18 protein-coding genes are annotated in these 23418 nt (G+C 65.0%); 11 read left to right on the top strand and 7 right to left on the bottom strand.

Annotated features, from left to right (window positions below; genetic code table 11):
- Window positions 1-17: 17 nt before the first annotated feature.
- The 3 genes from X743_RS157380 to X743_RS157390 are packed head-to-tail and all read right to left on the bottom strand — an operon-like array spanning window position 18 to window position 2733.
- Window positions 18-686: an HAD-IA family hydrolase gene (locus X743_RS157380; RefSeq protein WP_023765405.1), complete on the bottom strand. Its 669-nt coding sequence runs from the start codon at window positions 684-686 to the stop codon at window positions 18-20.
- Window positions 683-1963: a Tm-1-like ATP-binding domain-containing protein gene (locus X743_RS157385; protein ID WP_023765404.1), complete on the bottom strand. Its 1281-nt coding sequence runs from the start codon at window positions 1961-1963 to the stop codon at window positions 683-685. Before X743_RS157385 ends, X743_RS157380 begins: the two co-directional genes overlap by 4 nt.
- A complete protein-coding gene (locus X743_RS157390) occupies window positions 1963-2733 on the bottom strand; it encodes an IclR family transcriptional regulator (protein ID WP_023765403.1) in 771 nt (256 codons plus the stop codon). The genes X743_RS157385 and X743_RS157390 overlap by 1 nt, the downstream gene beginning before the upstream one ends.
- Window positions 2734-2924: 191 nt before the next feature.
- On the opposite strand from X743_RS157390, the gene X743_RS157395 reads away from it, so the two are divergent.
- The 6 genes from X743_RS157395 to X743_RS157420 all read left to right on the top strand — a co-directional run bounded on the left by X743_RS157395 (window position 2925) and on the right by X743_RS157420 (window position 10031).
- Window positions 2925-4373: an APC family permease gene (locus tag X743_RS157395; RefSeq protein WP_023765402.1), complete on the top strand. Its 1449-nt coding sequence runs from the start codon at window positions 2925-2927 to the stop codon at window positions 4371-4373.
- Window positions 4374-4438: 65 nt separating this feature from the next.
- The gene (locus tag X743_RS157400; RefSeq protein WP_023765401.1) at window positions 4439-5638 is read left to right on the top strand and encodes a cytochrome P450; all 1200 of its coding nucleotides are present in this window, start codon (window positions 4439-4441) and stop codon (window positions 5636-5638) included.
- Entirely contained in the window at window positions 5635-7122 is a 1488-nt protein-coding gene (locus X743_RS157405) for an aldehyde dehydrogenase (protein WP_031257678.1), read from the top strand. Before X743_RS157400 ends, X743_RS157405 begins: the two co-directional genes overlap by 4 nt.
- Before the next feature lie 244 nt (window positions 7123-7366).
- Window positions 7367-8221 (top strand): MetQ/NlpA family lipoprotein, encoded by an 855-nt coding sequence (locus X743_RS157410; RefSeq protein ID WP_023765399.1) that lies wholly within the window; start codon window positions 7367-7369, stop codon window positions 8219-8221.
- 84 nt (window positions 8222-8305) lie between these two features.
- Window positions 8306-9394, top strand: coding sequence for a methionine ABC transporter ATP-binding protein (locus tag X743_RS157415; RefSeq protein ID WP_023765398.1), 1089 nt, complete (start codon window positions 8306-8308; stop codon window positions 9392-9394).
- Complete coding sequence (locus X743_RS157420; protein WP_023765397.1) at window positions 9375-10031, top strand: methionine ABC transporter permease; 657 nt, start codon at window positions 9375-9377, stop codon at window positions 10029-10031. Before X743_RS157415 ends, X743_RS157420 begins: the two co-directional genes overlap by 20 nt.
- A 266-nt stretch (window positions 10032-10297) precedes the next feature.
- On the opposite strand, the gene X743_RS157425 is transcribed toward X743_RS157420, so the two are convergent.
- The 4 genes from X743_RS157425 to X743_RS157440 all read right to left on the bottom strand — a co-directional run bounded on the left by X743_RS157425 (window position 10298) and on the right by X743_RS157440 (window position 16223).
- Window positions 10298-11413, bottom strand: coding sequence for an aminomethyltransferase family protein (locus X743_RS157425; protein WP_023765396.1), 1116 nt, complete (start codon window positions 11411-11413; stop codon window positions 10298-10300).
- Between the two features lie 65 nt (window positions 11414-11478).
- Entirely contained in the window at window positions 11479-12255 is a 777-nt protein-coding gene (locus tag X743_RS157430) for an ABC transporter substrate-binding protein (RefSeq protein ID WP_023765395.1), read from the bottom strand.
- 124 nt (window positions 12256-12379) lie between these two features.
- On the bottom strand, window positions 12380-14122 hold the full coding sequence (locus X743_RS157435; protein WP_023765393.1) for a hydantoinase B/oxoprolinase family protein: 1743 nt from the start codon (window positions 14120-14122) through the stop codon (window positions 12380-12382).
- 16 nt (window positions 14123-14138) lie between these two features.
- Window positions 14139-16223 carry a hydantoinase/oxoprolinase family protein gene (locus tag X743_RS157440; protein WP_023765392.1) on the bottom strand — a complete coding sequence of 695 codons (2085 nt, stop codon included), beginning with the start codon at window positions 16221-16223 and terminating at the stop codon, window positions 14139-14141.
- Window positions 16224-16443: 220 nt separating this feature from the next.
- Between X743_RS157440 and X743_RS157445 the strand changes: the two genes are divergently transcribed.
- From X743_RS157445 to X743_RS157465, 5 genes are all read left to right on the top strand, one after another.
- A complete protein-coding gene (locus X743_RS157445) occupies window positions 16444-17271 on the top strand; it encodes a ferredoxin--NADP reductase (protein ID WP_023765391.1) in 828 nt (275 codons plus the stop codon).
- Between the two features lie 222 nt (window positions 17272-17493).
- The gene (gene deoC, locus X743_RS157450; RefSeq protein ID WP_031257674.1) at window positions 17494-18540 is read left to right on the top strand and encodes a deoxyribose-phosphate aldolase; all 1047 of its coding nucleotides are present in this window, start codon (window positions 17494-17496) and stop codon (window positions 18538-18540) included.
- A 290-nt stretch (window positions 18541-18830) separates the two neighbouring features.
- A complete protein-coding gene (locus tag X743_RS157455; RefSeq protein ID WP_023765389.1) occupies window positions 18831-21203 on the top strand; it encodes an aldehyde dehydrogenase family protein in 2373 nt (790 codons plus the stop codon).
- Between the two features lie 187 nt (window positions 21204-21390).
- On the top strand, window positions 21391-22122 hold the full coding sequence (locus X743_RS157460) for an SDR family oxidoreductase (RefSeq protein ID WP_023765388.1): 732 nt from the start codon (window positions 21391-21393) through the stop codon (window positions 22120-22122).
- Window positions 22123-22326: 204 nt separating this feature from the next.
- Window positions 22327-23172: a fumarylacetoacetate hydrolase family protein gene (locus X743_RS157465; RefSeq protein ID WP_023765387.1), complete on the top strand. Its 846-nt coding sequence runs from the start codon at window positions 22327-22329 to the stop codon at window positions 23170-23172.
- The last annotated feature ends 246 nt before the right edge of the window (window positions 23173-23418 follow it).

Below are 23418 nucleotides of genomic sequence, written 5' to 3'. Positions count from 1 at the left end.
GGCTCCGGAAATGGTTCTCAGACGGCGGGGACGAGGTCGAAATGGCCGAGTGCCTCGGCGTAGGAAAATGCCGGCCGGGCAACGTCGAAATGAACCGTGCGCATGCCGGCGGCACGGCCGCCATCGATATTGCGCTGCTGGTCGTCGACGAATACGCAAGCGCCGGCGGGCAGGCCGAGCGCTTCGGTGACGAAGGCATAGGCGCGTGGGTCGGGCTTGAGGATGCCGGTATGGGTGGCGTCGACGATCACATCGAACAAGCCGAGCAGCGGCAGTTTTTGGCGGAAGCCGGCGCCATAGAACAGATCGAGCTCGTTGGACAGGATCGCCAGGCGGAAGCCGGCCGCATGGACGGCGCGGATGGCGCTGTCGGCCTCGGGCCGCACCACCTTTTCCGGCTCGGCGCCGCGGGCGCGCTGGACGAAAGTTTCCATCGCCTGCCAGTCCTCGCCGACGAGCCGGCCGACCTCGCTGGTGCGGGTGCGCCAATAATCGCGCTCGCTGATCTCGTCGGCCTGCATCGTACGCCACAGCGGATCACTCGCCGGATCGAACGGCCCGCGCCATTGCAGCGTTCCGGGCTTCAGGCCGAGCGCCTGCTCGGTCAAGGCATGGGTTTCGAACAGCGTTCGCGTGACGACGCCGCCGAAATCAAGGACAAGCGCCTGGGCCGGGACAGCGCTCACGCGGCCTCTCCCTTGGCAGGGGCACCGCGCGGGACAATGCCTTCCTCGACCCAGCGATCGAAGATCTCGAGCGCCTTGCCGACGAAGGCGTCGCTGTTGATGTGGGCGTCGATCTCGTGGAACTCGACCCCGGCGGGTATAGCCTTGCGCATTTCGTCGACGAAGGCGGCAAGGGCCTCGGGTTCGTAGAGCGGTTCGCCCTGCATGTCCCACTCCTGGATGCCGCCGGATGGCAGGATGAAGGCGGAGCGACCCTTCGACGCGCCGAGCTTGGCGGCGATGGTCCTGGCGACCTGGCGGCGATCATCGGCATCGACGGTGACGGAGGCAATCAGCCTGTTATGGGCGTGAAACGGCCGCTGCGAAAACTTTGCCGGCAAATCCTGCCAGGTCGGCAGGTCGACCATATCCACGGCGCCTGGTGCCGCGATCTGCGGGATGCCACGGGCGCCGGCGTTCTCCAGCCGGTCGGCGCCGGAGCTGACGACGGAGCCGGCAAGATGGTTGGTGATTTCCTGCAGGCTGAAGTCGAACACCGCGCAGAAATGACCCTGGCCGGCAATCGATTCGAAGGCACGGCCGCCCATTCCAGTGGTGTGAAAGACGGCGACGTCATAGCCGCGCCGTTCCAGCGCCGGTTTCAGCGTCTTCATGTAGCGCAGGCAACTGCCGCCGAGCGAGGTCATGCCGATGGTCGGCCCGAGAGCAGGCGCCGACGCGCGTGACGCAAGCACGATCCTGGCCGCGCCGACGACCGCGCCGCAGGCCTGCGACAGGACCAGCTTGCAGATGTTGTTGAGGCCGTAGAGCCCTCCCGCCCAGAGGATCATCATCAGGTCGGGCGCGACGCGCTCGGGTGGAATGAGGTGCGAATAGGCGATGGTCGAGACGACGAATTTCGGCACGCCGAGCGGCAGGCAAAGCGCAACGTCGAGCGCCAGGTCGGTGCCCATCGAACCGCCGATGGCGATGAAGGCGTCGATCTCGCCGCGCTGATGGAGTTGGCGCACCAGTTGCACCGCGCCGCCGGCCATCAGCGTCATGGCGGTGTTTTCGTCACCGCTGGAAACGATCTCGGCGATCGTCACATCGACAGCGCGGGCCACGGCATGCTTGTCGTGATCGGGGCTGTAGGGCGGATCGCCGAGCACGCTGACGTCCATCATGACGGCCCAGCCGCCCGATGCCTCGATGCAGGCTTTCATGAACAGCAGCTCATCGGCCTTGGTGTCGCCGGTGCCGATGACCAGGATGCGGGGCGCGGGATCCATGGGCATCAGGCCTGCCTCCTCAGGGTTTGCAGATTCTCGCCATTGAGACGCATCGAAATTTCCCGCGCCGCGGCGACGGCCGCAAGCCCTCGTGCCGCGATGTCGGCTGCCGTCGTCCTGGCCTTCGGCGCGGCCACCGCGATGGTGCCGAGCGCGAAGCCGTCCGCCGACAGGATTGCCGCCGCGACTGATATGACGCCTTCTTCCAGGCCCTGGTCGCAGATCGAATAGCCGCGCCCGCGCGCCTCATCCAGGGAGCGGGAGATGGCGGCCGGCTCGATCAACGTATGCGCGGTGAACGCCTCGAGGCGACCCGCCAGGCATGCCTTGACGGTCTCCTCCCGGGCGAAGGCCAGATAGACGATGCCGGAGGCGGTCGAATGCAGCGGCAGGAGCTGGCCAATATCGACGTTGACCCGGTTTGCCCGCGTGGGATGCTCGACATGCACGGTGACCAGCCTGTCGATGCCGAATTCCGACAGATGCACCGTCTCGGCCGTGGCACTTGCCAGATCCCGCACCAGCGGCACCGCCGTCTGCAGGAAGGGGAAGCGGGCCTCGCGGATGCGCGCCAGCCGTGACAGACCGGCGCCGAGGCGGTAGTGCCGCGTACCGCCATCCTGCTCGACGAAGCCATGGGCGGTCAGCGCAACCAGCAGCCGCCGCGTCGTCGCCTTGTCGAAGCCCGACCGGCGCGCGAGGTCGGACAGGCCGAGTTCGGGCTCCGCCACGGTGAACAGCTCCAGAAGCGAGATCGCTTTTCCAACCGTACCCAAATTTACCTCCCGGCATTGCCATCCATTCAGAGGCAATCATTTAACGTGTGAATTAACTTGACAGGAAGCCGGTTTGTTTGCAAGTCTATATTCAAAATAACGGTTCAAATAATGAACCAACCGCCAGAGCACTATGGGACAGGCCATGCGGCCAGCAAACCGATAACCTGGTTTGCAAACAGGAGGGACCAATGACAGCAGTTTTGGAACAGGCGCCGGCCAACAGGCTGCGCAAGAACAGTCTCGGCGTCGGCGCCATCACCTTCATGGTGATTTCGGCGGCGGCTCCACTCACGGCGGTGGCCGGCGGCACGCCGCTCGGTATGCTGATGGGCAATGGCGCCGGCTTTGCCGGCACCTACCTGATCGTGACGGTGCTGCTGCTGTTGTTCGCGGTCGGCTATGTCGCCATGTCGCGGCATGTCGGCAATGCCGGCGCCTTTTATGCCTACGCCGCGCGCGGGCTCGGCGGCCTCGCCGGCGGCGCCACGGCGCTGATCGCGATCCTGTCCTACAACGCCATGCAGATCGGCGTCATGGGCCTTTTGGGTGCCGCAACCGCCGGACTGTTCGCCGGCTGGGGCATCAACCTGCCCTGGTGGGTGTGGAGCTTCATCGCCATCGCGCTCGTCGCCGTGCTCGGTTACCGCCAGGTCGACCTATCGGCCAAGATCCTGACGGTGCTGGTTCTCTGCGAATACGCCGTGGTGCTGATCCTCGACGTCGCCATCCTCAAGACCGGCGGCGACAGCGGACTGTCGGCCGCACCCTTCAGCTGGAGCCAGATCAGCAGCGGTGCGCCAGCGATCGCCATCCTGTTCTGCTTCGCGGCGTTCATCGGCTTCGAGGCAACGACGATCTATGCCGAGGAGGCACGCGATCCCAAGGTCACGATACCGCGCGCCACCTATATCTCCGTGGTGTTGATCGGCGTCTTCTACATGGTGACCGCCTGGCTGATGGCGGTCGGCGCCGGCGTCGACAAGCTGCTGCCGGCACTGCAGGGCTTGCAGGATCCGACGACGTTCCTGTTCGGCCTGTCCGACCGTTACGCCGGCACGATGCTGTCGCAGGCGATGAGCATCCTGTTCGTGTCGAGCCTGTTCGCCGGCGTGCTGGCGTTCCACAATGCGGTCGCCCGCTACATCTATGTCTCGGGCCGTGAGAAGCTTTTGCCGCAGTCGATCGGCGTGACGCATTCGGCACACCAGAGCCCGCATGTCGCCTCGGTGATCCAGAGCGTTCTGGCGGCCGTCGTCGTCGGTCTGTTCGCCATGCTCGGCCTCGATCCGGTGCTGGCGCTGTTTTCCTGGCTGACCAATGTCGCGACGCTCGGCGTCATCGTCATGATGGCGGTGGCCTCGCTCGCGGTGGTCATGTATTTCCGCGCCAATCCGTCGGCGCAGGAAAATGCCGTGAAGACGACCATCCTGCCCGGGCTGACCTTCATCGCCTTCGTCGTCATCATCTATCTGATCGTCATCAATTTCGGCAGCCTGTCGGGGGCCGGCGGCTTCCTCGGCGTGTTCCTGCCGGGGCTGGTGCTGATCGCCGCGGTGGTCGGCCTGCTGCTGGCCGGCGCCTTGAAGAGCCGCGATCCGGTGGCCTTCGAAAGCCTCGGTCTGCCCCTGAAGGATTGAGCGGATCGAGAGACGTAGCGGGGCGGCGTGATGCCGCCCCTTCCACCACAAAGGGAGTGGCGGCCTTGAGCTTTGCCGAAAACATCACCGTCGAGGCGCTGGAAGCCGATCCCTATCCGATCTACGCCGAGCTCAGGCGCAGCGCGCCGGTCGCCTTCGTGCCGTCGGTCAATCTCTGGTTCGTCACCCGCTGGAAGGATGTCGAACTGGTGGCGAAGTCGCCCGACATCTTCTCCGCAATCGTCAAGGCCGGCGTATCGCCGGTCGAGCGTTCCTTCGGCAAGCCGACGATCCTGACCAGCGACGGCGAGGTCCACAAGCACCTTCGCCAGGGCGTCGACCCGAAATACCGGCCACGCACCGTCGCCTCCTATGCCGGCGATCTCGTGCGCTCGATCGCCGAGCCTTGTCTCGATGCGATCGCCGAACGCGGTTCGGCCGAACTGATGGCCGATTATTTCGAGCCGGTGTCGACGCTCAGCCTGGCACGCTCGCTCGGCCTTGCCGACATCGACATGCCGACCCTGCGGCGCTGGTTCTATGGCCTTGCCCAAGGCGCCATCAATTTCGAGAAGGATCCTAAGCGGCAGGAAATCGCCGACGCGATCGGCGCCGAGGTCGGCGATGCGGTGACGCCGACGCTGGAAAGGCTGGTCCGCGAGCCCGACGATTCGGCGCTGTCGCACATGCTGCATGACGGCATGCCGGAAGGCAAAACGCGGCCGATCGACTTCCTGATGCCGACCGTCAAGGTGATCCTGCTCGGCGGCATGCAGGAGCCGGGCCACGGCGCCGGCTCAATCCTTGTCGGCCTGCTGAGGAGCCCCGACCAGTTGCGCAAGGTGCTCGGCGATCCCGAGACCTTCGTGCCCAAGGCCGTAGACGAGGGCTTGCGCTGGGTGGCGCCGATCGGCACGCAGACACGCGAAACGACCCGTGCGGTCGAGATCGGCGGAGCGACGATCCCCGCCGGCGCGCCAGTGGCGGCACTTGTCTCCTCGGCCAGCCGCGACGAGAGCCGGTTTTCCGACCCCGACCGCTTCGATATCGACCGCAACGAAGGCAACCACGCCGCCTTCGGCTTCGGCCATCATTTCTGTTCCGGCCGGTTTTTCGCGCGCGAGCAGATGTGCCTCGCGGTAAGGCTGCTGCTCGAGCGCTTTCCCGATCTCAGCCTGGTGCCCGGCAAGGAGCCCGTGTTCCGCGGCTGGGAATTCCGGGCGCCCACCACATTGCATGTCAGTTTCGGAGCCGGTTCCCAATGATCACCCAGAAAGCCATCGATATCCTGCGCGCGGCCGAGATCGGCGCGCGCGGCCTGTTCATCGATGGCGCACAGGCCGAGGCGACAGGCGGCGCGACGCTGCCCGTGATATCGCCGATCGACGGCCGGCCTTTCGCCAGCATCGCCGACGGCAGTGCCGCCGATGTCGACCGCGCGGCCCGGTCGGCGCGCAAGGCATTCGAGAAGGGCGCGTGGTCGCGCGCGGCACCCGCCTTTCGCAAGAAAGTGCTGACCAGGCTCGCCGAGCTGGTCGAAAAGCACGTCGATGAACTGGCTGTGCTCGGCGTGCGCGACAATGGCACCGAAATCGGCATGGCCTACAAGGCCGAACCGCTGTCGGCGGCCGGCACCATCCGCTACTACGCCGAGGCGATCGACAAGGTCTATGGCGAGATCGCGCCGACGGCCGAGAATGTGCTGGGGCTGATCCACAAGGAGCCGCTCGGCGTCGTCGGTGTCATCGTGCCGTGGAATTTCCCGCTGATGATCGGCGCCTGGAAGATCGCCCCGGCGCTCGCCGCCGGCAATTGCGTGGTGGTCAAGCCGCCGGAGATCGCCTCACTGACGCTGCTGCGGCTGGCGGAACTGGCGGCCGAAGCCGGCTTGCCCGCCGGCGTGCTCAACGTCGTCACCGGCCGTGGCGCGGTCGCCGGCGAAGCGCTCGGCCTGCATATGGATGTCGACGCCATCGCCTTCACCGGCTCCGGGCCGGTCGGCCGGCGGCTGCTCGACTACTCCGCCCGTTCCAACCTTAAGCGTGTCTTCCTCGAACTCGGCGGCAAGTCGCCCAACATCGTCTTTGCCGATGCTCCAGACCTGAAGCAGGCGGCGGTGGTCTCGGCCAACGGCATCTTCCGCAATTCCGGCCAGGTGTGCGTCGCCGGCTCGCGTCTGCTCGTCCAATCGTCGACCTATGACCGCTTCATGGACGAACTTCTCTCAGCGACTACGCGGCTTAGGGTCGGCGATCCGCTCGATCTCGCGAGCGACGTCGGCGCGGTGTCGAGCGCCGAGCAATTGGACCAGAACCTCGGCTTCGTCGCCAAGGCCACCGAAGAAGGCGCAAGGCTGGTCACCGGCGGCGAGCGCATACTCACCGAGACCGGCGGCAGCTACATGGCGCCAACGATCTTCGAGAATGTCACACAGGACATGCAGCTTGCCCGCGAGGAGGTGTTCGGACCGGTGCTCGGCGTGATGCGCTTCGAGACCGAGGAGGAGGCGGTGCGGCTTGCCAATTCGACCGTCTACGGGCTTGCCTCGGCGGTGTGGACCGCCAATCTTTCCACCGCGCACCGCATGGTGCGCGCCATCAATGCCGGCGTCGTCCACGTCAACACCTATGGCGGCGCCGACATCACCGTACCGCTCGGCGGCGTCAAGCAATCCGGCTTCGGCCGCGACAAGTCGCTGCACGCGCTGGAGAAATATCTCGAACTGAAGACTGCCTGGATCGCGCTTTGAGATCCCCCGGCTCTCCTTGAGAATCTGAGCGTCTCCAGAGCGCCCAGGGTCGCATCTGGGTTCCGTCTCGCCCGGCCGGCGGTGCCTTGTGCTCGCCACCTCAGGATTTTTGAGAGAATATTCCCGGCTTCGGCGAGATCGGCGAAACACGTTCTTTGATAAGGCCGATAGAATTTCTGACGATGTGACCAAGCCTAGGCAATCCGCCCTTGCTGCCACGACTTCACAACCGCAGAGATCAATCATGTCCGACGTCAACAACACTTCGCCAGCTTCCCTTTGGTCAACCCTCAACCGGCGCCATGGCCTCGCTCTGCTGTTCGCATCGGCGGTGGCGATCGGCAGCCTGATGGCTCCCCATGCCTCCTTCGCCGAAGACAAGAAGGCGATCAAGGTCGGCATCATCAGCGGCGAGGACGAGGATGTCTGGCGCGTCGTGGTCGCCCAGGCCGCCGAAAAGGGCCTCACCATCGAGACCGTGGTGTTCAACGACTATACCCAGCCCAACGAGGCGCTGGAGCGCGGCGAGATCGACGCCAACGCCTTCCAGCACCAGCCTTATCTCGACAACCAGATCAAGACCCAGGGCTACCATATCGTGCGCGTCGGCTATACCGGCGTCTGGCCGATCGGCCTTTATTCCAAGAAGTACAAAGCGGTCGCCGACCTGCCAGAAGGCGCGGTCATCGGCGTGCCGAACGACCCGTCCAATGAAGGTCGCGCGCTGCGGGTGCTGCAGAACGAGGGCATGATCAAGCTGAAGGACGGCACCGGCATTCTGGCCACCACCGCCGACATCGCGGAAAACGCCAAGAAGGTCGAGATCAAGGAGCTCGATGCCGGCATCGTCGGCCGCTCGGTCGAGGATCTCGACGCGGCGGTGGTCAATACCGACTGGGCGCTGAAAAGCGGCCTGACGCCGGAGAACCGCATCGCGCAGGAGCCGATCGCCGACAACCCGTACCGCAACTTCATCGCGGTCAAGGTCGGCAATGAGAACGAGGCGTGGGTGAAGGCGCTGGTCGCCTCCTACCAGAACGAAGCCGTGAAAGCCGAGTTCGACAAGGTCTACAAGGGCACCGGCCTCAGCGCTTATTGACACCATCGGACACTGACTTGTCAGCTCCGACAGGAAGGCGGTCCGCGCATTGCGCGGCCGCAATCGCATTTTCAGGATCCGCGTATGAACCAGCATTTCATCGAAACCACCGAGGCCATGGATCGGCCTGGCGCACCGCCGCAAGACGTGGTGCGTCTTGTCGACCTGAAGCGTCGCTTCGGCGCCACCGCGGCGCTCGACGGCATCTCGCTGACGGTGCGCAAGGGCGAGATCCTCGGCATCATCGGCCGCAGCGGCGCCGGCAAATCGACGCTGATCCGCTGCCTGAACGGGCTGGAGCGGCCCGATTCCGGTCAAGTCTTCATCGAGGGCCGCGAGATCAGCCGGCTCGGCGAGCGCGACCTGCAGCCGCTGCGCCGGCGCATCGGCATGATCTTCCAGCATTTCAACCTTTTGTCGGCCAAGACGGTTGAGGACAATGTCGCGCTGCCGCTGAAGATCGAGGGCCGCTCCAAGGCCGAGAGGCTGGCGCGAGCGGCCGAACTGCTCGATCTCGTCGGCCTGTCGGAAAAGGCCAAGGCCTATCCGGCATCGCTGTCTGGCGGACAGAAGCAGCGCGTCGGCATCGCCCGGGCGCTTGCCGCGCGGCCGGCGCTGCTGTTGTCGGACGAGGCCACCTCGGCGCTCGACCCGGAAACGACACGCTCCATTCTCGCGCTGCTCAAGGACATCAACCGGCAGCTGGGCCTGACCATCCTTTTGATCACCCATGAGATGGAGGTGATCCGCTCGATCGCCGACCGCGTGGCGGTGATCGACGCCGGGCGCATCGTCGAGGAAGGACCGGTCTGGTCGGTGTTCGCTGACCCACAATCAGACATCACAAGAAGCCTGCTTGGCGCGATCCGGCCGCAATTGCCTTCCGAACTCGCAGCGCGGCTGCTGCCGTCCGCCGGCGCCGACACCATCCTGCGCGTCGATGTCGCCGGCGACGCCGCACGCGGGCCCTTGCTGTCCGATCTCGCGGCAACGGTGCCTGGTCCGTTCCGTCTTGTCCATGGCGGCATCGATCATGTTCAGCAGCAGCCCGTCGGCACGCTGTTCCTTTCCGTCCCCGGCAATGATGCAGAGCATCTCGCCGAGGTGATCACATTCCTGAAATCCCGCCAGGCGCGGGTGGAGGTGCTTGGCCATGTCGCCGATCCTGTTTGAGCTTCTGCTGCGTTCGATCTGGGAGACGGTGCTGATGACGGCCGCCTCGGGCCTCATCTCGCTGGTGTTCGGCCTGCCGCTGGGGCTGGCCTTGATCGCCACCGAACGCGGCGGCATCGCCGAAAGCCCGTGGGTCAACCGCGTGCTCGGCGCCATCATCAACGGTTTCCGCTCGGTGCCGTTCATCATCCTTTTGGTGGCGCTGATCCCGCTGACCCGGCTGATCGTCGGCACCTCGATCGGCACATGGGCGGCAATCGTGCCGCTGTCGATCGCGGCCACGCCCTACTATGCGCGCATCGCCGAAGTGTCGCTGCGCGAAGTCGACCATGGCCTGATCGAGGCGGCCCGCGCCATGGGCGGCAACCGCTGGACGATCATCCGCGAGGTACTGGTGCCCGAAGCCTTGCCCGGCATCGTCGCCGGTTTCACGGTGACCTTGGTGACGCTGATCGGCGCCTCGGCGATGGCCGGAGCCATCGGTGCCGGCGGCCTCGGCGACCTCGCCATCCGCTACGGCTACCAGCGGTTCGAGACGTCGGTGATGATCGCCGTGGTCATCGTGCTGATCGTGCTTGTCTGCGGGATCCAATGGGTCGGGGATCGGCTGGTAGCGCGGCTGGATCGGCGGGGGTGAGGACCGGCTGAAGATAGAAGATTCGGCGAGCCTCCCCGACTTCGTCATCCACGGGCGGAGCAGGAGCGAAGCTCCGTCGCGAAGACCCGAGGATCCATGCCGCGACCGGAGCCGAAGAGCGCGGCGAAGCAGGATTCTGGACAGTAACGACGCGTTGGAGTCCCGGCATGGATCCTCGGGTCTGCGCCGCGTCGCTTCGCTCCTTGCTTCGCCCGTGGATGACGAAGGGATGAATGCTTCCGCAAATCGTCAATCGGCGCAAGCGTCTAACCCCTCAGCCTCGCCCCTTCCGGATCGAAGAACGGCATCGGCGCCACCACCGCGCGCGTCGGCTTGCCCTCTATCTCGACGCTCAGCTCAGTGCCGATGGCGGTGAAGGGTAGTCGCAGATGCGCCGTGGCCAGCACTTTGCCGAGGGAATAGCCATGATCGCTGTAGGTGACGATGCCGGCGTCCTCGCCATCGGCTATCACCCTGGCATCCGTCGTGGCTGGCTTATCGCCATCGAGGATCAATCCGGTCCAGCGTTCGTCGAGGCCCTTGTCTCGGACCTTGAGCAGGGCCTCGCGGCCGATGAAATCGCCCTTGTCGAACTTGATCCAGCGATCGAGCCCGACATGGAACGGCGTGCGGCTCTCATCCATGTCGATGCCATGCGCCGGGTAAGCCTTTTCCAAGCCGAGCGTGAACATCGCCAGCACGCCATAGGGTTTCAGGCCGAAGTCCCGCCCGGCCTGCATCAGGCTTTCCCAGACCGAGGCCGCCTCGTCGGCCGGCACGAACAGTTCGAAGCCGAGTTCGCCGGTAACGCCGGTGCGCGAGATCAGCACCTTCGTCTCGCCGACGCGCCCCGAGGTGAACGCCCAACGCTTCAGCCCGTCCAGATCGGCATCCCTGACCAGCGCCTTCAGCAGGTCGCGTGAGCGCGGGCCCTGGATGGTCGGGAAGGCGACCGCCGCGGTGATATCGGTGACATAGGCCTTGCGTCCTTCGGCATGGTGCAGCAGCCAGGGCAGCATCTTCAACCGGTTGACCGAGCCGGTCACCAGCATGAAATGCTCGGTCCCCAGTCGGAACACGGTGAGGTCGTCCAGGATGCCGCCATCCTCGCGGCAGACCGTGGAGTAGCGCACTTGGCCCGGCTTCATCGCCGCGGCATCGTTGACGATGACATGGTTGACCAGCGCCTCGGCGTCCGGCCCCTTGATGTCCATCTTGCCCATGGTGCTGAGATCCTGCACGCCGACATTTTCGCGCGTGTTCAGGTGCTCGTCGGCGATGCCGGAATAGTACTTGGCCGAGATAAAATCGCCGCCGACTCGACCCATGGTCGCGCCCGATCCGACGATGCTGCTGTAGAAGGGGGAACGCCGCTCAGCCAAGAAGGTCTCCATTCATGAAAACGGCAGCGCCAAGCGGCGCTGCCGGAACGCATTTGGTGTCAGCCTCAGTTGCCGTACACGTCGAAGGAAAAGTACTTGTCGTTGATTTCCTTGTACTTCCCGTTGCCGCGCAGCGCGTCGATGGCCGCGTTGAATTTGTCGGCCAGTTCCTTGTTGCCCTTCTGCAACGCGATGCCGACGCCCGGCCCGTGAATGGCCGGATCGGCGGTCAGCGTGCCGAGCAGCTTGCAGCAGGCGCCGTCCGGCTTCTTCAGCCATTCGGTGAGGATGATCGAGCCATCCATCATCGCGTCGAGCCGGCCGTTGGCCATGTCGGTGCGGGCGTCGTCACCCGTCGGATAGGCCTTGACGGTCGAGCCCGCGTATTTCTGCTCGGCGAATTTCTGATGGATGGTGGCGGTCTGCACGCCGAGTGCCTTGCCTTTCAGATCCTCGGGAGACGTGCCCGCGATGGGCGAATCCTTCGGCACCGCGATGGCCGGCGGCGTCTGGTAGTATTTGTGGGTGAACTCGACCTTCTCGGCCCGCTCCGGCGTGATGGTGATGTTGATGATGGCATCGAACTTGCCGGCCTGCAGCGCGGGAATCGAGCCATCGAAATCCTGCACCGTGAATTCGCATTCGGCCTTCATCTCGGCGCACAGCGCTTTGCCGAGGTCGATGTCGAAGCCGCCGAGCGTGCCGTCGGCATTGGCGTAGTTGAAGGGTGGATAGGCGCCCTCGGTGCCGATCCTGAGTTTGTTGTCCTGGGCGGAAGCGGCGCCCGTGGCGAGGGTGAGAGCGACGGAAGCGGCAAGCACGAAATGACTGAAAAGACGCATGTTCCAGATCCCCGTTGACTGGCGAAGTCTACGGGCTTTCATGGGCGCGGCGGAGACGGAAACGACATCTGCTGCGGCGATCACGGCGCTGTGAGCTATCTACGCCATGGCGAGTGGTGGTGCGTTAGCCGGCGCGCTGTGCTTCCGTCGCCTTTTGGTCAACGGCGAGGTCGCCCGCCGACAAGACCACGCCGAATTTTTCGCTGGCTTCCTTCGGTGTATAGTATCCCAGCGCCACATCGCGCCGCACCTGATCGGCGTCGCGCTGGAATGGATCGCCATAGCCGCCGCCGCCAGGCGTGCCGACGCGCACGCGATCACCGGCCTTCAGCGGGATGTCCTGCTCCTTGGACAGATGCGGCGGCACGTGCGCCTCGCCATTGCGGAACACGGTCACCGTGTTGGGCTCGCCGTCGCTGCCGCCGAGCGCGCCTTGCGGGCCGAAACGGCCGTGGTCCATGACGAAGGAGGCGCGCGCGTCGCCGCGCAGGATCTCGACCTCATAGGCGAGGCCGAAACCGCCGCGATGCTTGCCGGCGCCGCCCGAGCCTTCGCGCAAGGCATAGTGGCGGTAGAGCACCGGAAAGGCCTGCTCCATGATCTCGACCGGAGGCGACTTGGAAATGCCGATGGTCGAGCAGCCATTGGTCAGGCCGTCATGGCCTGAATTGCCGCCATAGCCGCCGCCGGAAATCTGGTACATGACGTAATCGCGGCCGCGTGCCGGATCGTTGCCGCCGAGCGCGAAATTGCCGCTGGAGCCGGCGGGAGCCGCCGTCACCTTGTCCGGCAGCGCCTGCACCATGGCAGCGAACACCGCCTCGGCGATGCGCTGCGACACTTCGGCCGCGCAGCCCGACACGGGGCGCGGATATCTGGCGTCGAGGAAGGTGCCTTCCGGCCGCTTGACGATCAGGGGCTCGAAGGCGCCGGCACTGATCGGCACGTCGGGGAAAATGTGACGCATGGCGAGGTAGACCGAGGACAAGGTCGTCGCCAGAACGCTGTTCATCGGCCCGGCGCACGGCTTTGACGAGCCGGCGAAATCGAAGGTCAGCGTATCGCCCTGTTTCTCGACCGCAAGCGCGATGGTCAGCGGTTCGTTGACCACCCCGTCGGAATCAACGAAGGCCCTGGAGCGGTAGGTACCGTCGGGAATGGCCGCTATGTTGGCGCGCATCTGTTCGGCGGCACGGCGGCGCAGCTCGGCGATCGCCTCGACAACGGTTTCGTTACCGTAACGATCCAGGATTCCATTGAGCCGGTCCTGGCCGATCAGCAGAGCCGCGGCCTGGGCCCTGATGTCGCCGATGCGCTGGTCGGCGACGCGGATGTTGGAGCAGATGATGGCGTAGATCTCGGGGTCGAGCACGCCTTTCTTGAACAGTTTTACGGGCGGCAGCCGCAGGCCTTCTTGTTCGACGGCAGTGGCCGAAGCCGAGAAGCCGCCGGGCACGGAGCCGCCAATGTCGGGCCAATGGCCGGTGTTGGACAGCCAGCAGAAGATTTTTCCCGCCCGGTAGACAGGCATGACGAAGCGCACATCCATCAGATGCGTGCCGCCGAGATAGGGATCGTTGACGATGTAGATGTCGCCCGGCTCCGGGGCGAGGCAGCGGCCGTCGGCGATCATCTCGATCACCGTCCTGGTCGAATATTGCATGACGCCGACGAACACCGGCAGGCCCTGGCTGCCTTGTGCGATCAGCGAACCGTCGACGGCCGAATAGATGCCGTCGGAGCGATCGTTGGCCTCGGCGATGACAGGCGAGAAGGCGGCGCGGGAAAAGGTCAGGTCCATCTCGTCGCAGACTTGCTGCAAGGCGGCCTGGAGAACCGAAAGCGTGATGGCGTCGAGCTTTGCCATATCAATGTCGGGCATCTCAGGCCTCGCCGATATCGATGATGATGTTGCCGTCGGTGTCCGAGCGCGCGCGGTCGCCGGGCTCGAGCACAGTGGTGGCGTCCATCTGTTCGAGGATCGCCGGCCCCTCGATGATGGCGTCGAGCGGCAGCTTTTCGCGGATGTATATCGGCGTGTCGTGCCAGCGTCCGGCATACCAGACCGGCCGGATTTCGCGCCGCGCTTCGTCGAGTGTTCCGGCACGCCCGGACGGGTCGATCAGGCGCGACAGATCGATCGCCGGCCTGATGCCGGTGACCGAGGTGTTGAGGTTGACGAGGTTGGCCCGGATTTCCGGCAGTTCGACCTTGAAGCGGGCAAAGTAGGCTTTCTCGAACAGCGCCTGCAATTCCTGCCGCGTCACCGACGAGGACGGCAACGGCACGTTGATGATGTGGGTCTGGCCGACGAACTGCATGTCGGCGGAGTGGGTGACACGGATCGTCTCCGGCTTCACTGCTTCCTTGCCGATCAGCTCCTCGCCTTCGTTTCGGTGCCGTTCCAACACGTGGTGGAGCTGGGCTTCATCGAGCATCGCGACCGGCTGGTTGACGGTGTTGACGAAGTCGTGGCGTAGGTCGGCGACGACGCAGCCGAGCGCGTTGGTGATGCCGGGCCGGGCCGGCACCAGCACCTTGGGCAGGCCGAGTTCGCGCGCCAATGCGGTGGCGTGCAGCGGCCCGGCGCCGCCGAAGGCGAACAGCGCGAAATCGCGGGGGTCATGGCCGCGCGACACCGAAACCATGCGGATGGCGCCGGCCATCTTCATGTTGCCGAGCCTGAGCACCGCACCCGCCGCCTCGACGCCGGAGAGGCCGGTGGCCTTGCCGATCCTGTCCGCGAAGATGCCGGTGACACGCTCTGACGTGACCGGATTCTCGACCGCCAGCAGCTTCTTCGGCGCTAGCCGGCCGAGCACCAGATTGGCGTCGGTGATGGTCGGCTCCAGGCCGCCGCGGCCGTAGCAGATCGGGCCGGGATTGGCGCCGGCACTTTCCGGTCCGATCTGGATCAGGCCGGCCGCATCGACGCGGGCGATCGAGCCGCCGCCGGCGCCGACCGTGTGCACGGCCACCATCGGCACATGAATCGGCATCGCATATTCGATCTCGATCTCGTTCGAGACAGCAGGCTCGGCGTTGCGGATAAGGGCCACGTCGGTCGAGGTGCCGCCCATGTCGTAGGTGACGAGATTTTCGAAGCCGGCGCGCTTGCCGGTATAGGCGGCGGCGATGACGCCGGAGGCCGGGCCGGACATCACGGTCTTGGCCGATTCACGTGTGACGAAGCGGGCCGAGATCATGCCGCCATTGCCGTTCATGATCAGGAAGTCGCGGGCATAGCCCTTGTCCGCCAATTCCTTGCGCAGCCGCTCGACATAGCGCTCGAGGATCGGCTGCACCGAAGCGTTGACCGAGGCGGTGACGCCGCGCTCGAATTCGCGCGCTTCCGACAGCAGCGCGTGGCCCGTGGTGATGTAGCCGTTCGGCCAGAGCTCGGCGGCGATCTCAGCGGCGCGCCGCTCATGCAAAGGGTTGGCGTAGGAGTGCAGGAAGTGGATGACGAGGGATTCGCAGCCGGCGTCGATCAGCGCCTTCACCGCCGCGCGCATCTCGGTCTCGTCGAGCGGCGTGCGCATCGTGCCCGACGCCTCGACGCGCTCCGACACTTCGAGCCTGAGATTGCGCGGGATAATCGGGACGAAGGTGCCGGTCATGCCATAGGCCTGAGGCCGCGTGCGCCGGCCCAGCTCGATCACGTCGCGAAAGCCGCGCGTGGTGATCATGCCGGTCTTGGCCAGCCGGCGTTCCAGCACCGCGTTGGTGGTGGTGGTCGTGCCGTGCACGATGAGGTCGATGCCGTCGATCGGAAAGCCGGTGGCGCCGAGCGCCGAAACCACGCCGAAGGCCTGGTTGTCGACCGTGGTCGGCGTCTTGGCGATATGCACCTTGCCGCCGTCCTTGCCGTCGATCAGAAGCAGGTCGGTGAAGGTTCCGCCGACGTCGATGCCGGCAACCACGCTGCCCAGGGAATCCGGCTGCTGCACCGAAAAATTCTCTTTCATAGTCGAAACCCGAAATGCTGGGACTACGGATATGTCACAGTTTGGAAAGGTGTTTCGCGGCACCATCTTGACGCAAATATCGTTTGTATACTAATAAATTCCGGACACAAGAGCTTACCAACTCGGAGTGTGCGAGCAGCACGCCGGGACCTGAACGGTCCGGGCGCGCAGCAAAGATTTGGCGCCCGCGTCCGTGAGTTGGGCCAGAAAGTTGGATTTGATGAACACCACATCCGCGTTCAGCACCGACGGCGCCCGCCCGCTGCAGTTTCCGATACCGGCCAATGTCTATGCCGAAACCGTCGTCTCGGTGAAGCACTACACCGACCGGCTATTCTCGTTCCGCATCACCCGTCCGCAGTCGCTGCGCTTCCGCTCCGGCGAGTTCGTCATGATCGGCCTGCCCAATGCCGAAAAGCCGGTATACCGCGCCTATTCGGTGGCGAGCCCGGCCTGGGACGAAGAGCTGGAGTTCTTCTCGATCAAGGTGCCGGACGGCCCACTGACCTCGGAACTGCAGAAGATCCAGGTCGGCGACACCGTGATCATGCGCCAGAAGTCGACCGGCACGCTGGTGGTCGACGCGCTGACGCCGGCCAAGCGGCTGTTTATGATTTCGACCGGCACCGGCATCGCGCCCTTCGCCAGCCTGCTGCGCGACCCCGACACCTACGAGAAATTCGACCAGCTGATCCTGACCCACACCTGCCGCGACATTGCCGAATTGACCTATGGCCAGGAACTGGTGGCGGCGCTGGAGAGCGATCCGCTGATCGGCGAACTGACCACTGGGCGCGTCACGCTCTACAATTCGACGACCCGCGAGCAGTCTGCCTGCATGGGCCGCATCACCGCGCTGATCGGCTCGGGCAAGTTCTACAGCGATCTCGGCATCGAAAAGCTCAATCCCGAGGCCGACCGCATCATGATCTGCGGCTCGATGCACATGCTCAAGGACGTCAAGGAGCTGGCCGAGAGCCTCGGTTTCCAGGAAGGCTCGCTCAGCCATCCGGCGACATTCGTGGTCGAGCGCGCCTTCGTCGGCTGAGACCTCTGCCAAAAATCGGGCTTCAAGAATCGGTTTTTGACCTTCCGGTCAAAAACTAGCTGCTTTCGCGGCCTTTTTCGGCTATCCCTTGCTTGAGGACTCGTGAAGCATGGCTTCGCGGGCTATCTTCGTGCGTGTCGCCCTAACAGTCGAGCGGTTTGGGCGACGATAGACAATACGCACCAAGACATAAGCGTGCGTCGCTGAATGAAAGGGCAGGAGATGAGCAGCACAATCCGCGAAGCCGACCTTGGCACCAAGGTGACGCCGCTGCCCGCGCGTGCCGCCGCCAATAGCGCCGTCCCGCTGGACCATCGTATCGCGCGCAATCCCGGCATGAAGCTCGATCTCGGCTTCATGGAATCGGTGCGCAGCGTCAACCGTTCGGCGCTGGAACGGCGCGTCGCCAGCCTGACCAAGCGGCGCTCGATCAAGGCCGACAACCAGGCGGCCTGGCTGCTGCGCGCGGTGGCCTGCATGGATCTGACGACGCTGAATTCCAACGACACCGAGGAGCGCGTGCGCCGGCTCTGCGCCAAGGCGATCAACCCGTTCCGGCGCGACATCGTCGAGGGGCTCGGCATTGCAGGCGAACCCATCCGGCCGGCCGCGGTCTGCGTCTATCATCCTTTCGTCGCCACGGCGGTGGACGCCGTGCGCGGCACCGGCATCCATGTCGCCGCCGTCTCCACCGCCTTTCCACACGGGCTTGCGCCGCTGTCGACCCGGCTGCAGGAGATCGAGGCCTCGGTGCGCGACGGCGCCGACGAGATCGACGTCGTCATTCCGCGCGGGCTGGTGTTCGGCGCCAAATGGCGGGAGCTCTACAACGAGATCGTCTCGATGCGCGCCGCCTGCGGGGACGCGCATCTGAAGGTCATTCTCGGCACCGGCGACCTCGCCACGCTGCGCAACGTCATGCTGGCCTCGATGGTGGCGATGATGGCGGGTGCCGACTTCATCAAGACCTCGACCGGCAAGGAAAGCGTCAACGCGACGCTGCCCGTTGGCCTCGCCATGGTGCGCGCCATCAGGGGCTATTTCGAGGAGACCGGCCATCTCATCGGCTTCAAGCCGGCCGGCGGCATTTCCACGGCAAAGGCCTCGCTCGACTGGCTGGTGCTGATGAAGGAAGAGCTCGGCCGGCCCTGGCTGGAGCCCGAGCTGTTCCGCTTCGGCGCTTCGAGCCTTTTGACCGACATCGAGCGCCAGCTCGAGCATCACCTGACCGGCCATTATTCGGCCAATCACCGCCACGCGATGGCTTGAGGATCGGATTGGGTTTTTGAACGTGGAGCTCTACGGCGCCCCCCTCTGTCCTGCCGGACATCTCCCCCTCTTGGGGGGAGANGCACTCTACGGCGCCCCCTCTGTCCTGCCGGACATCTCCCCCACTTGTGGGGAGATTGGCTGGCATCGGCGATTTCGCCAATCGCCAACGCTGCAAAATGGCGGCTGACAGACGTAAAGTCCGATCTCCCCCCTTGTGGGGGAGGTGTCCGGCAGGACAGAGGGGGGCGCGAAAGAACGCCTCCTGAGACAATTATCTGGAGCCATCCATGAACATTCTCGAACGCTATCACGCCATGGAATACGGACCGGCGCCGGAAGCGCGCAACGAGGCCGATGCGTGGCTTGCCGCGCGCGATTTTTCCAAGGCGCTGTTCATCGACGGTGCCTGGAAGGCGGCTAGCGGCGGCAAAACCTTCGAGACCAGCGAGCCGTCGTCCGGCAAGCTGCTGGCCAAGGTGTCGGATGCCGGCGCCGCCGATATCGACGCGGCGGTTGCCGCCGCCGCCAAGGCGCTGCCGAAATGGTCGGCATCCTCGGGCTACCAGCGCGCAAAAGTACTTTATGCCATCGGCCGCGCCATGCAGCGGCATCAGCGCCTGTTCGCGGTGCTTGAGACAATCGACAATGGCAAGCCGATCCGCGAAAGCCGCGACATCGACGTGCCCTTGGCGATCCGCCACTTCATCCATCACGCCGGCTGGGCGCAGGCGCTGGACAAGGATTTCCCCGGCCACAAGGGCGTCGGCGTCGTCGGCCAGATTATCCCGTGGAACTTCCCGCTGCTGATGCTGGCCTGGAAGATCGCACCCGCGCTCGCCGCCGGCTGCACGGTGGTGCTGAAGCCGGCCGAGTTCACGCCGCTGACCGGCATCCTGTTCGCCGAGATTTGCGAACGCGCCGGCGTGCCGAAGGGCGTCGTCAACATCGTCCAGGGCGGCCCGGAAGCGGGCGCGGCAATCGTTAATCATTCCGGTATCCAGAAGATCGCCTTCACCGGCTCTTCGGAAGTCGGCAAGATCATCCGCAAGGCAACCGCCGGCTCGGGCAAGAAGCTGTCGCTGGAGCTTGGCGGCAAGTCGGCCTTCATCGTTTTCGAGGATGCAGACCTCGACAGCGCCGTCGAAGGGCTGGTCGACGGCATCTGGTTCAACCAGGGCCAGGTCTGCTGCGCCGGCTCGCGGCTCCTGGTGCAGGAAGGCATCGCCGAGGCCTTGATCGCCAAGGTCAAGACGCGGATGAGCCGGTTGCGCGTCGGCAGTCCGCTCGACAAGAACACCGATATCGGCCCGCTGGTCGACGCCACGCAGCTCGACCGGGTCAAGGGACTGGTCGCCGAAGGCGCCAGGCAAGGCGCCGTCTGCTGGCAGCCGGACGCCGCGCTGCCGTCCTCGGGCTACTACCACCTGCCGACACTCGCCACTGGTGTTTCGCCGGCTAATATCCTTGCCCAGGAAGAGGTGTTCGGCCCGGTGCTGGCGACCATGACCTTCCGCAACACCGAGGAAGCGATCGAGCTTGCCAACAACACGCGCTACGGGCTGGCGGCGAGCGTGTGGAGCGAAAACGTCAATCTGGCGTTGCATGTCGCGCCGCAGCTGAAGGCCGGCGTCGTCTGGGTCAATGGCACCAACATGTTCGACGCCGCCTGCGGTTTCGGCGGCTACCGCGAAAGCGGCTTCGGCCGCGAGGGCGGGCGCGAGGGCATGTTCGAATATCTCGCGGCAAAATTGCCGCTCGGGCCGGTCATCAAACCGGCGACGATCTCGGCGCAACCGGTCGAGCAGGCCGACGGCGCGGCCATCGACCGAACGGCCAAGCTGTTCATCGGCGGCAAGCAAGTACGCCCGGACGGCAATTATTCGCTGGCCGTCGCCAATGCCAAGGGCAAGCTTGCTGGCGAAGTCGGTTTTGGCAACCGCAAGGATATCCGCGATGCGGTTTCTGCTGCCCGCGCCTGCAAGGCATGGCCGGAGGCGACGGCCTACAACCGTTCCCAAGTGCTCTACTATCTGGCCGAAAACCTTTCCGGCCGCGCCGGCGAATTCGCGGCTCGTTTGACCGAACTGACCGGCGCTACGCCCAAGGCCGGGCGGGAAGAAGTCGACCAGTCGATCGAACGCCTGTTCCTCTATGCCGGCCTCGCCGACAAGTTCGAAGGCCGCGTGCACCAGCCGCCGGCACGTGCCGTGACGCTGGCGCTGCACGAGCCGGTCGGCGTCGTCGGCATCGTCGCGTCTGATACCTCGCCGCTGCTTGGCCTGATTTCGCTCATCGCGCCGGCGCTAGCCATGGGCAACACGGTGGTTGCCGTGCCGTCCGAACGCTATCCGCTGCTCGCCACCGATCTCTACCAGGTGATCGAATATTCCGACGTTCCGGCCGGCGCCATCAACATCGTCACCGGCCGCACGGCGGAACTTGCCGGCGTGCTGGCCAAGCATGACGATGTCGACGGGCTCTGGGTGTTCGCCGATGCCGAGACCTGCGCCAAGGCGGAAGCGGAGTCCATCGGCAACCTCAAGCGCGTCTGGAGCGGCAATGGCCGCAGCCTGGACTGGGCGTCCGACGAGGCGGCCGGCGATGCCTTGCTGCGCCGCGCCATCGAGGTGAAGAATGTCTGGGTGCCCTACGGCGACTGAGCCTTTGGACAGCCACAATGGTGATCGTGTCCGGGCTTGACGCCCGGTCCTATGTTCTTTAACGAGAAAAAACATTTTTATCTGTGAACCGACACGGCGCAGGCCGCACGATGGCTCGTGACTGGCACATGACGCCTTGGCCGGCTGCCGATAAAGGCGGATGATCCTAGCGGACGAGGAGAAGAGCATGGCGGATCTGGCAGGCAAGATCGTTGTCGTCACGGCGGCGGCGCAAGGCATCGGCAAGGCGAGCGCACTGGCCTTCGCCAAGTCTGGAGCCACGGTCTACGCCACCGATATCAACGAGACGCTCCTCGCCGAACTCGCCAAGACGGCGGGGATCAAGGCCCGCAAGCTGGACGTCCTCAACGACGAGGCGGTCAACACCGCCTTTGCCGAGATCGGCCGCGTCGACGTGCTGTTCAACTGCGCCGGTTTCGTCCATTCCGGCTCGATCCTCGAGATGAAGGATAGCGATCTCGATTTCGCCTTCAATCTCAACGTGCGCGCCATGATCCGCACCATCCGCGCCGTGCTGCCCGGCATGCTGGAGCGCGGCGACGGGTCGATCATCAACATGGCCTCGCTGGCCAGCTCCACCAAGGGCGTGCCGAACCGTTTCGCCTATGGCGTCACCAAGGCTGCCGTAATCGGCCTGACCAAGGCGGTTGCCGCCGACTATGTCGGCAAGGGCATACGCTGCAACGCCATCTGCCCCGGAACGGTCGAGAGCCCGTCGCTGCAGGACCGCATGCATGCGCAAGGCGACTACGAAGCGGCGCGGGCCGCCTTCATCGCCCGCCAGCCGATGGGCCGGCTCGGCACGCCGGAGGAGATCGCCGATCTCGCCGTCTACCTGGCCGGTGCCACCTACACGTCCGGGCAGGCCTATAATATCGACGGCGGCTGGTCGATCTGAGGTTCGGAAATCGGGAGCAAACCGGAAGACCGGGATCGTTGCACGCGTTTGTCGGGAGATCGTGAAGTCTGAAAATCCGGCGCGCCGGCTTGCCCGGCACGATTCTCGCGCTTGCCCGGAACCAGGCCGATCAGTAGGGTCCGCCGTCGCCTCGGCGGAGAGTTTGCAAAGGGCCATGCGGCCGCAACCAGGAGAAGGGTTTAAATGAAACTGCTGCGCTATGGCGAGGTTGGGAGCGAACGTCCCGGCCTGCTCGATGCGGATGGAACGATCCGCGATCTCTCCGCCCATGTCGCCGACATTGCCGGCACCACGCTTCATCCGGCCTCGCTGGACATGCTGGCCAGGCTCGATGCGAAGTCGCTGCCGGCGGTTTCCGGGAAACCTCGGCTCGGCGCCTGCGTCGCAGGCACCGGCAAGTTCATCTGCATCGGCCTCAACTATTCCGACCACGCCGCCGAGACCGGCGCCACCGTGCCGCCGGAGCCGATCATCTTCATGAAGGCAAGCTCGGCCATTGTCGGGCCCGACGACGACGTGCTGATCCCGCGCGGCTCCGAGAAGACCGACTGGGAAGTCGAGCTCGGCGTGGTCATCGGCAAAACCGCGAAATATGTCAGCGAAGCCGATGCACTCGACTATGTCGCCGGCTATTGCGTCTCGCATGACGTGTCGGAACGCGCCTTCCAGGCCGAGCGGCAGGGCCAGTGGACCAAGGGCAAGAGCTGCGACACGTTCGGTCCGACCGGCCCATGGCTGGTGACCAAGGACGAAGTGGCCGACCCGCAGAACCTCAAAATGTGGCTGACCGTCAACGGCAAGACGATGCAGAACGGCTCGACCAAGACCATGGTCTATGGCGTCGCCTACCTCGTCGCCTACCTCAGCCAGTTCATGTCGCTGCACCCCGGCGACATTATTTCGACGGGCACCCCGCCCGGCGTCGGGCTAGGCATGAAGCCGCCGGTGTTCCTGAAGGCCGGTGACGTGGTGGAGCTCGGCATCGAAGGGCTCGGCCAGCAAAAGCAGACCTTCAAGGCTGACGTGTAGGCCGACGTGCTTTCTTCCTTCTCCCCTTGTGGGAGAAGGTGTCGCCGAAGGCGACGGATGAGCAACCGTGCCTCAGACCGAAGCCGGATCCCAAGGTTTGTCGTNGGTCATGACCCGGGTCACCCGTCAGCCCGATCATGCATGATTCGAGAGACACAAGGGGTGTTCCAGGGAACGCCGACGCCTCACTCCGCTGGAACACCCCTCATCCGTCTCGGCGCTGCGCGCCGATCCACCTTCCCCCAC

Origin of the sequence: Mesorhizobium sp. LNHC232B00, from assembly GCF_000502435.1 — a bacterium.
GTDB classification, from domain to species: Bacteria; Pseudomonadota; Alphaproteobacteria; order Rhizobiales; family Rhizobiaceae; genus Mesorhizobium; species Mesorhizobium opportunistum.
This window is presented reverse-complemented; position numbering and strand designations above follow the sequence as displayed.

What these genes read in the sequence shown, in the direction of transcription:
- X743_RS157440 (WP_023765392.1), bottom strand. Translation starts at nt 16,223, where the DNA reads ATGAAAGAGAATTTTTCGGTGCAGCAGCCGGATTCCCTGGGCAGCGTG.
- X743_RS157410 (WP_023765399.1), top strand. Translation starts at nt 7,367, where the DNA reads ATGTCCGACGTCAACAACACTTCGCCAGCTTCCCTTTGGTCAACCCTC.
- X743_RS157445 (WP_023765391.1), top strand. Translation starts at nt 16,444, where the DNA reads ATGAACACCACATCCGCGTTCAGCACCGACGGCGCCCGCCCGCTGCAG.
- X743_RS157430 (WP_023765395.1), bottom strand. Translation starts at nt 12,255, where the DNA reads ATGCGTCTTTTCAGTCATTTCGTGCTTGCCGCTTCCGTCGCTCTCACC.
- X743_RS157415 (WP_023765398.1), top strand. Translation starts at nt 8,306, where the DNA reads ATGAACCAGCATTTCATCGAAACCACCGAGGCCATGGATCGGCCTGGC.
- X743_RS157420 (WP_023765397.1), top strand. Translation starts at nt 9,375, where the DNA reads ATGTCGCCGATCCTGTTTGAGCTTCTGCTGCGTTCGATCTGGGAGACG.
- X743_RS157465 (WP_023765387.1), top strand. Translation starts at nt 22,327, where the DNA reads ATGAAACTGCTGCGCTATGGCGAGGTTGGGAGCGAACGTCCCGGCCTG.
- X743_RS157385 (WP_023765404.1), bottom strand. Translation starts at nt 1,963, where the DNA reads ATGCCCATGGATCCCGCGCCCCGCATCCTGGTCATCGGCACCGGCGAC.
- X743_RS157405 (WP_031257678.1), top strand. Translation starts at nt 5,635, where the DNA reads ATGATCACCCAGAAAGCCATCGATATCCTGCGCGCGGCCGAGATCGGC.
- X743_RS157435 (WP_023765393.1), bottom strand. Translation starts at nt 14,122, where the DNA reads ATGGCAAAGCTCGACGCCATCACGCTTTCGGTTCTCCAGGCCGCCTTG.
- X743_RS157395 (WP_023765402.1), top strand. Translation starts at nt 2,925, where the DNA reads ATGACAGCAGTTTTGGAACAGGCGCCGGCCAACAGGCTGCGCAAGAAC.
- X743_RS157460 (WP_023765388.1), top strand. Translation starts at nt 21,391, where the DNA reads ATGGCGGATCTGGCAGGCAAGATCGTTGTCGTCACGGCGGCGGCGCAA.
- deoC (WP_031257674.1), top strand. Translation starts at nt 17,494, where the DNA reads ATGAGCAGCACAATCCGCGAAGCCGACCTTGGCACCAAGGTGACGCCG.
- X743_RS157455 (WP_023765389.1), top strand. Translation starts at nt 18,831, where the DNA reads ATGAACATTCTCGAACGCTATCACGCCATGGAATACGGACCGGCGCCG.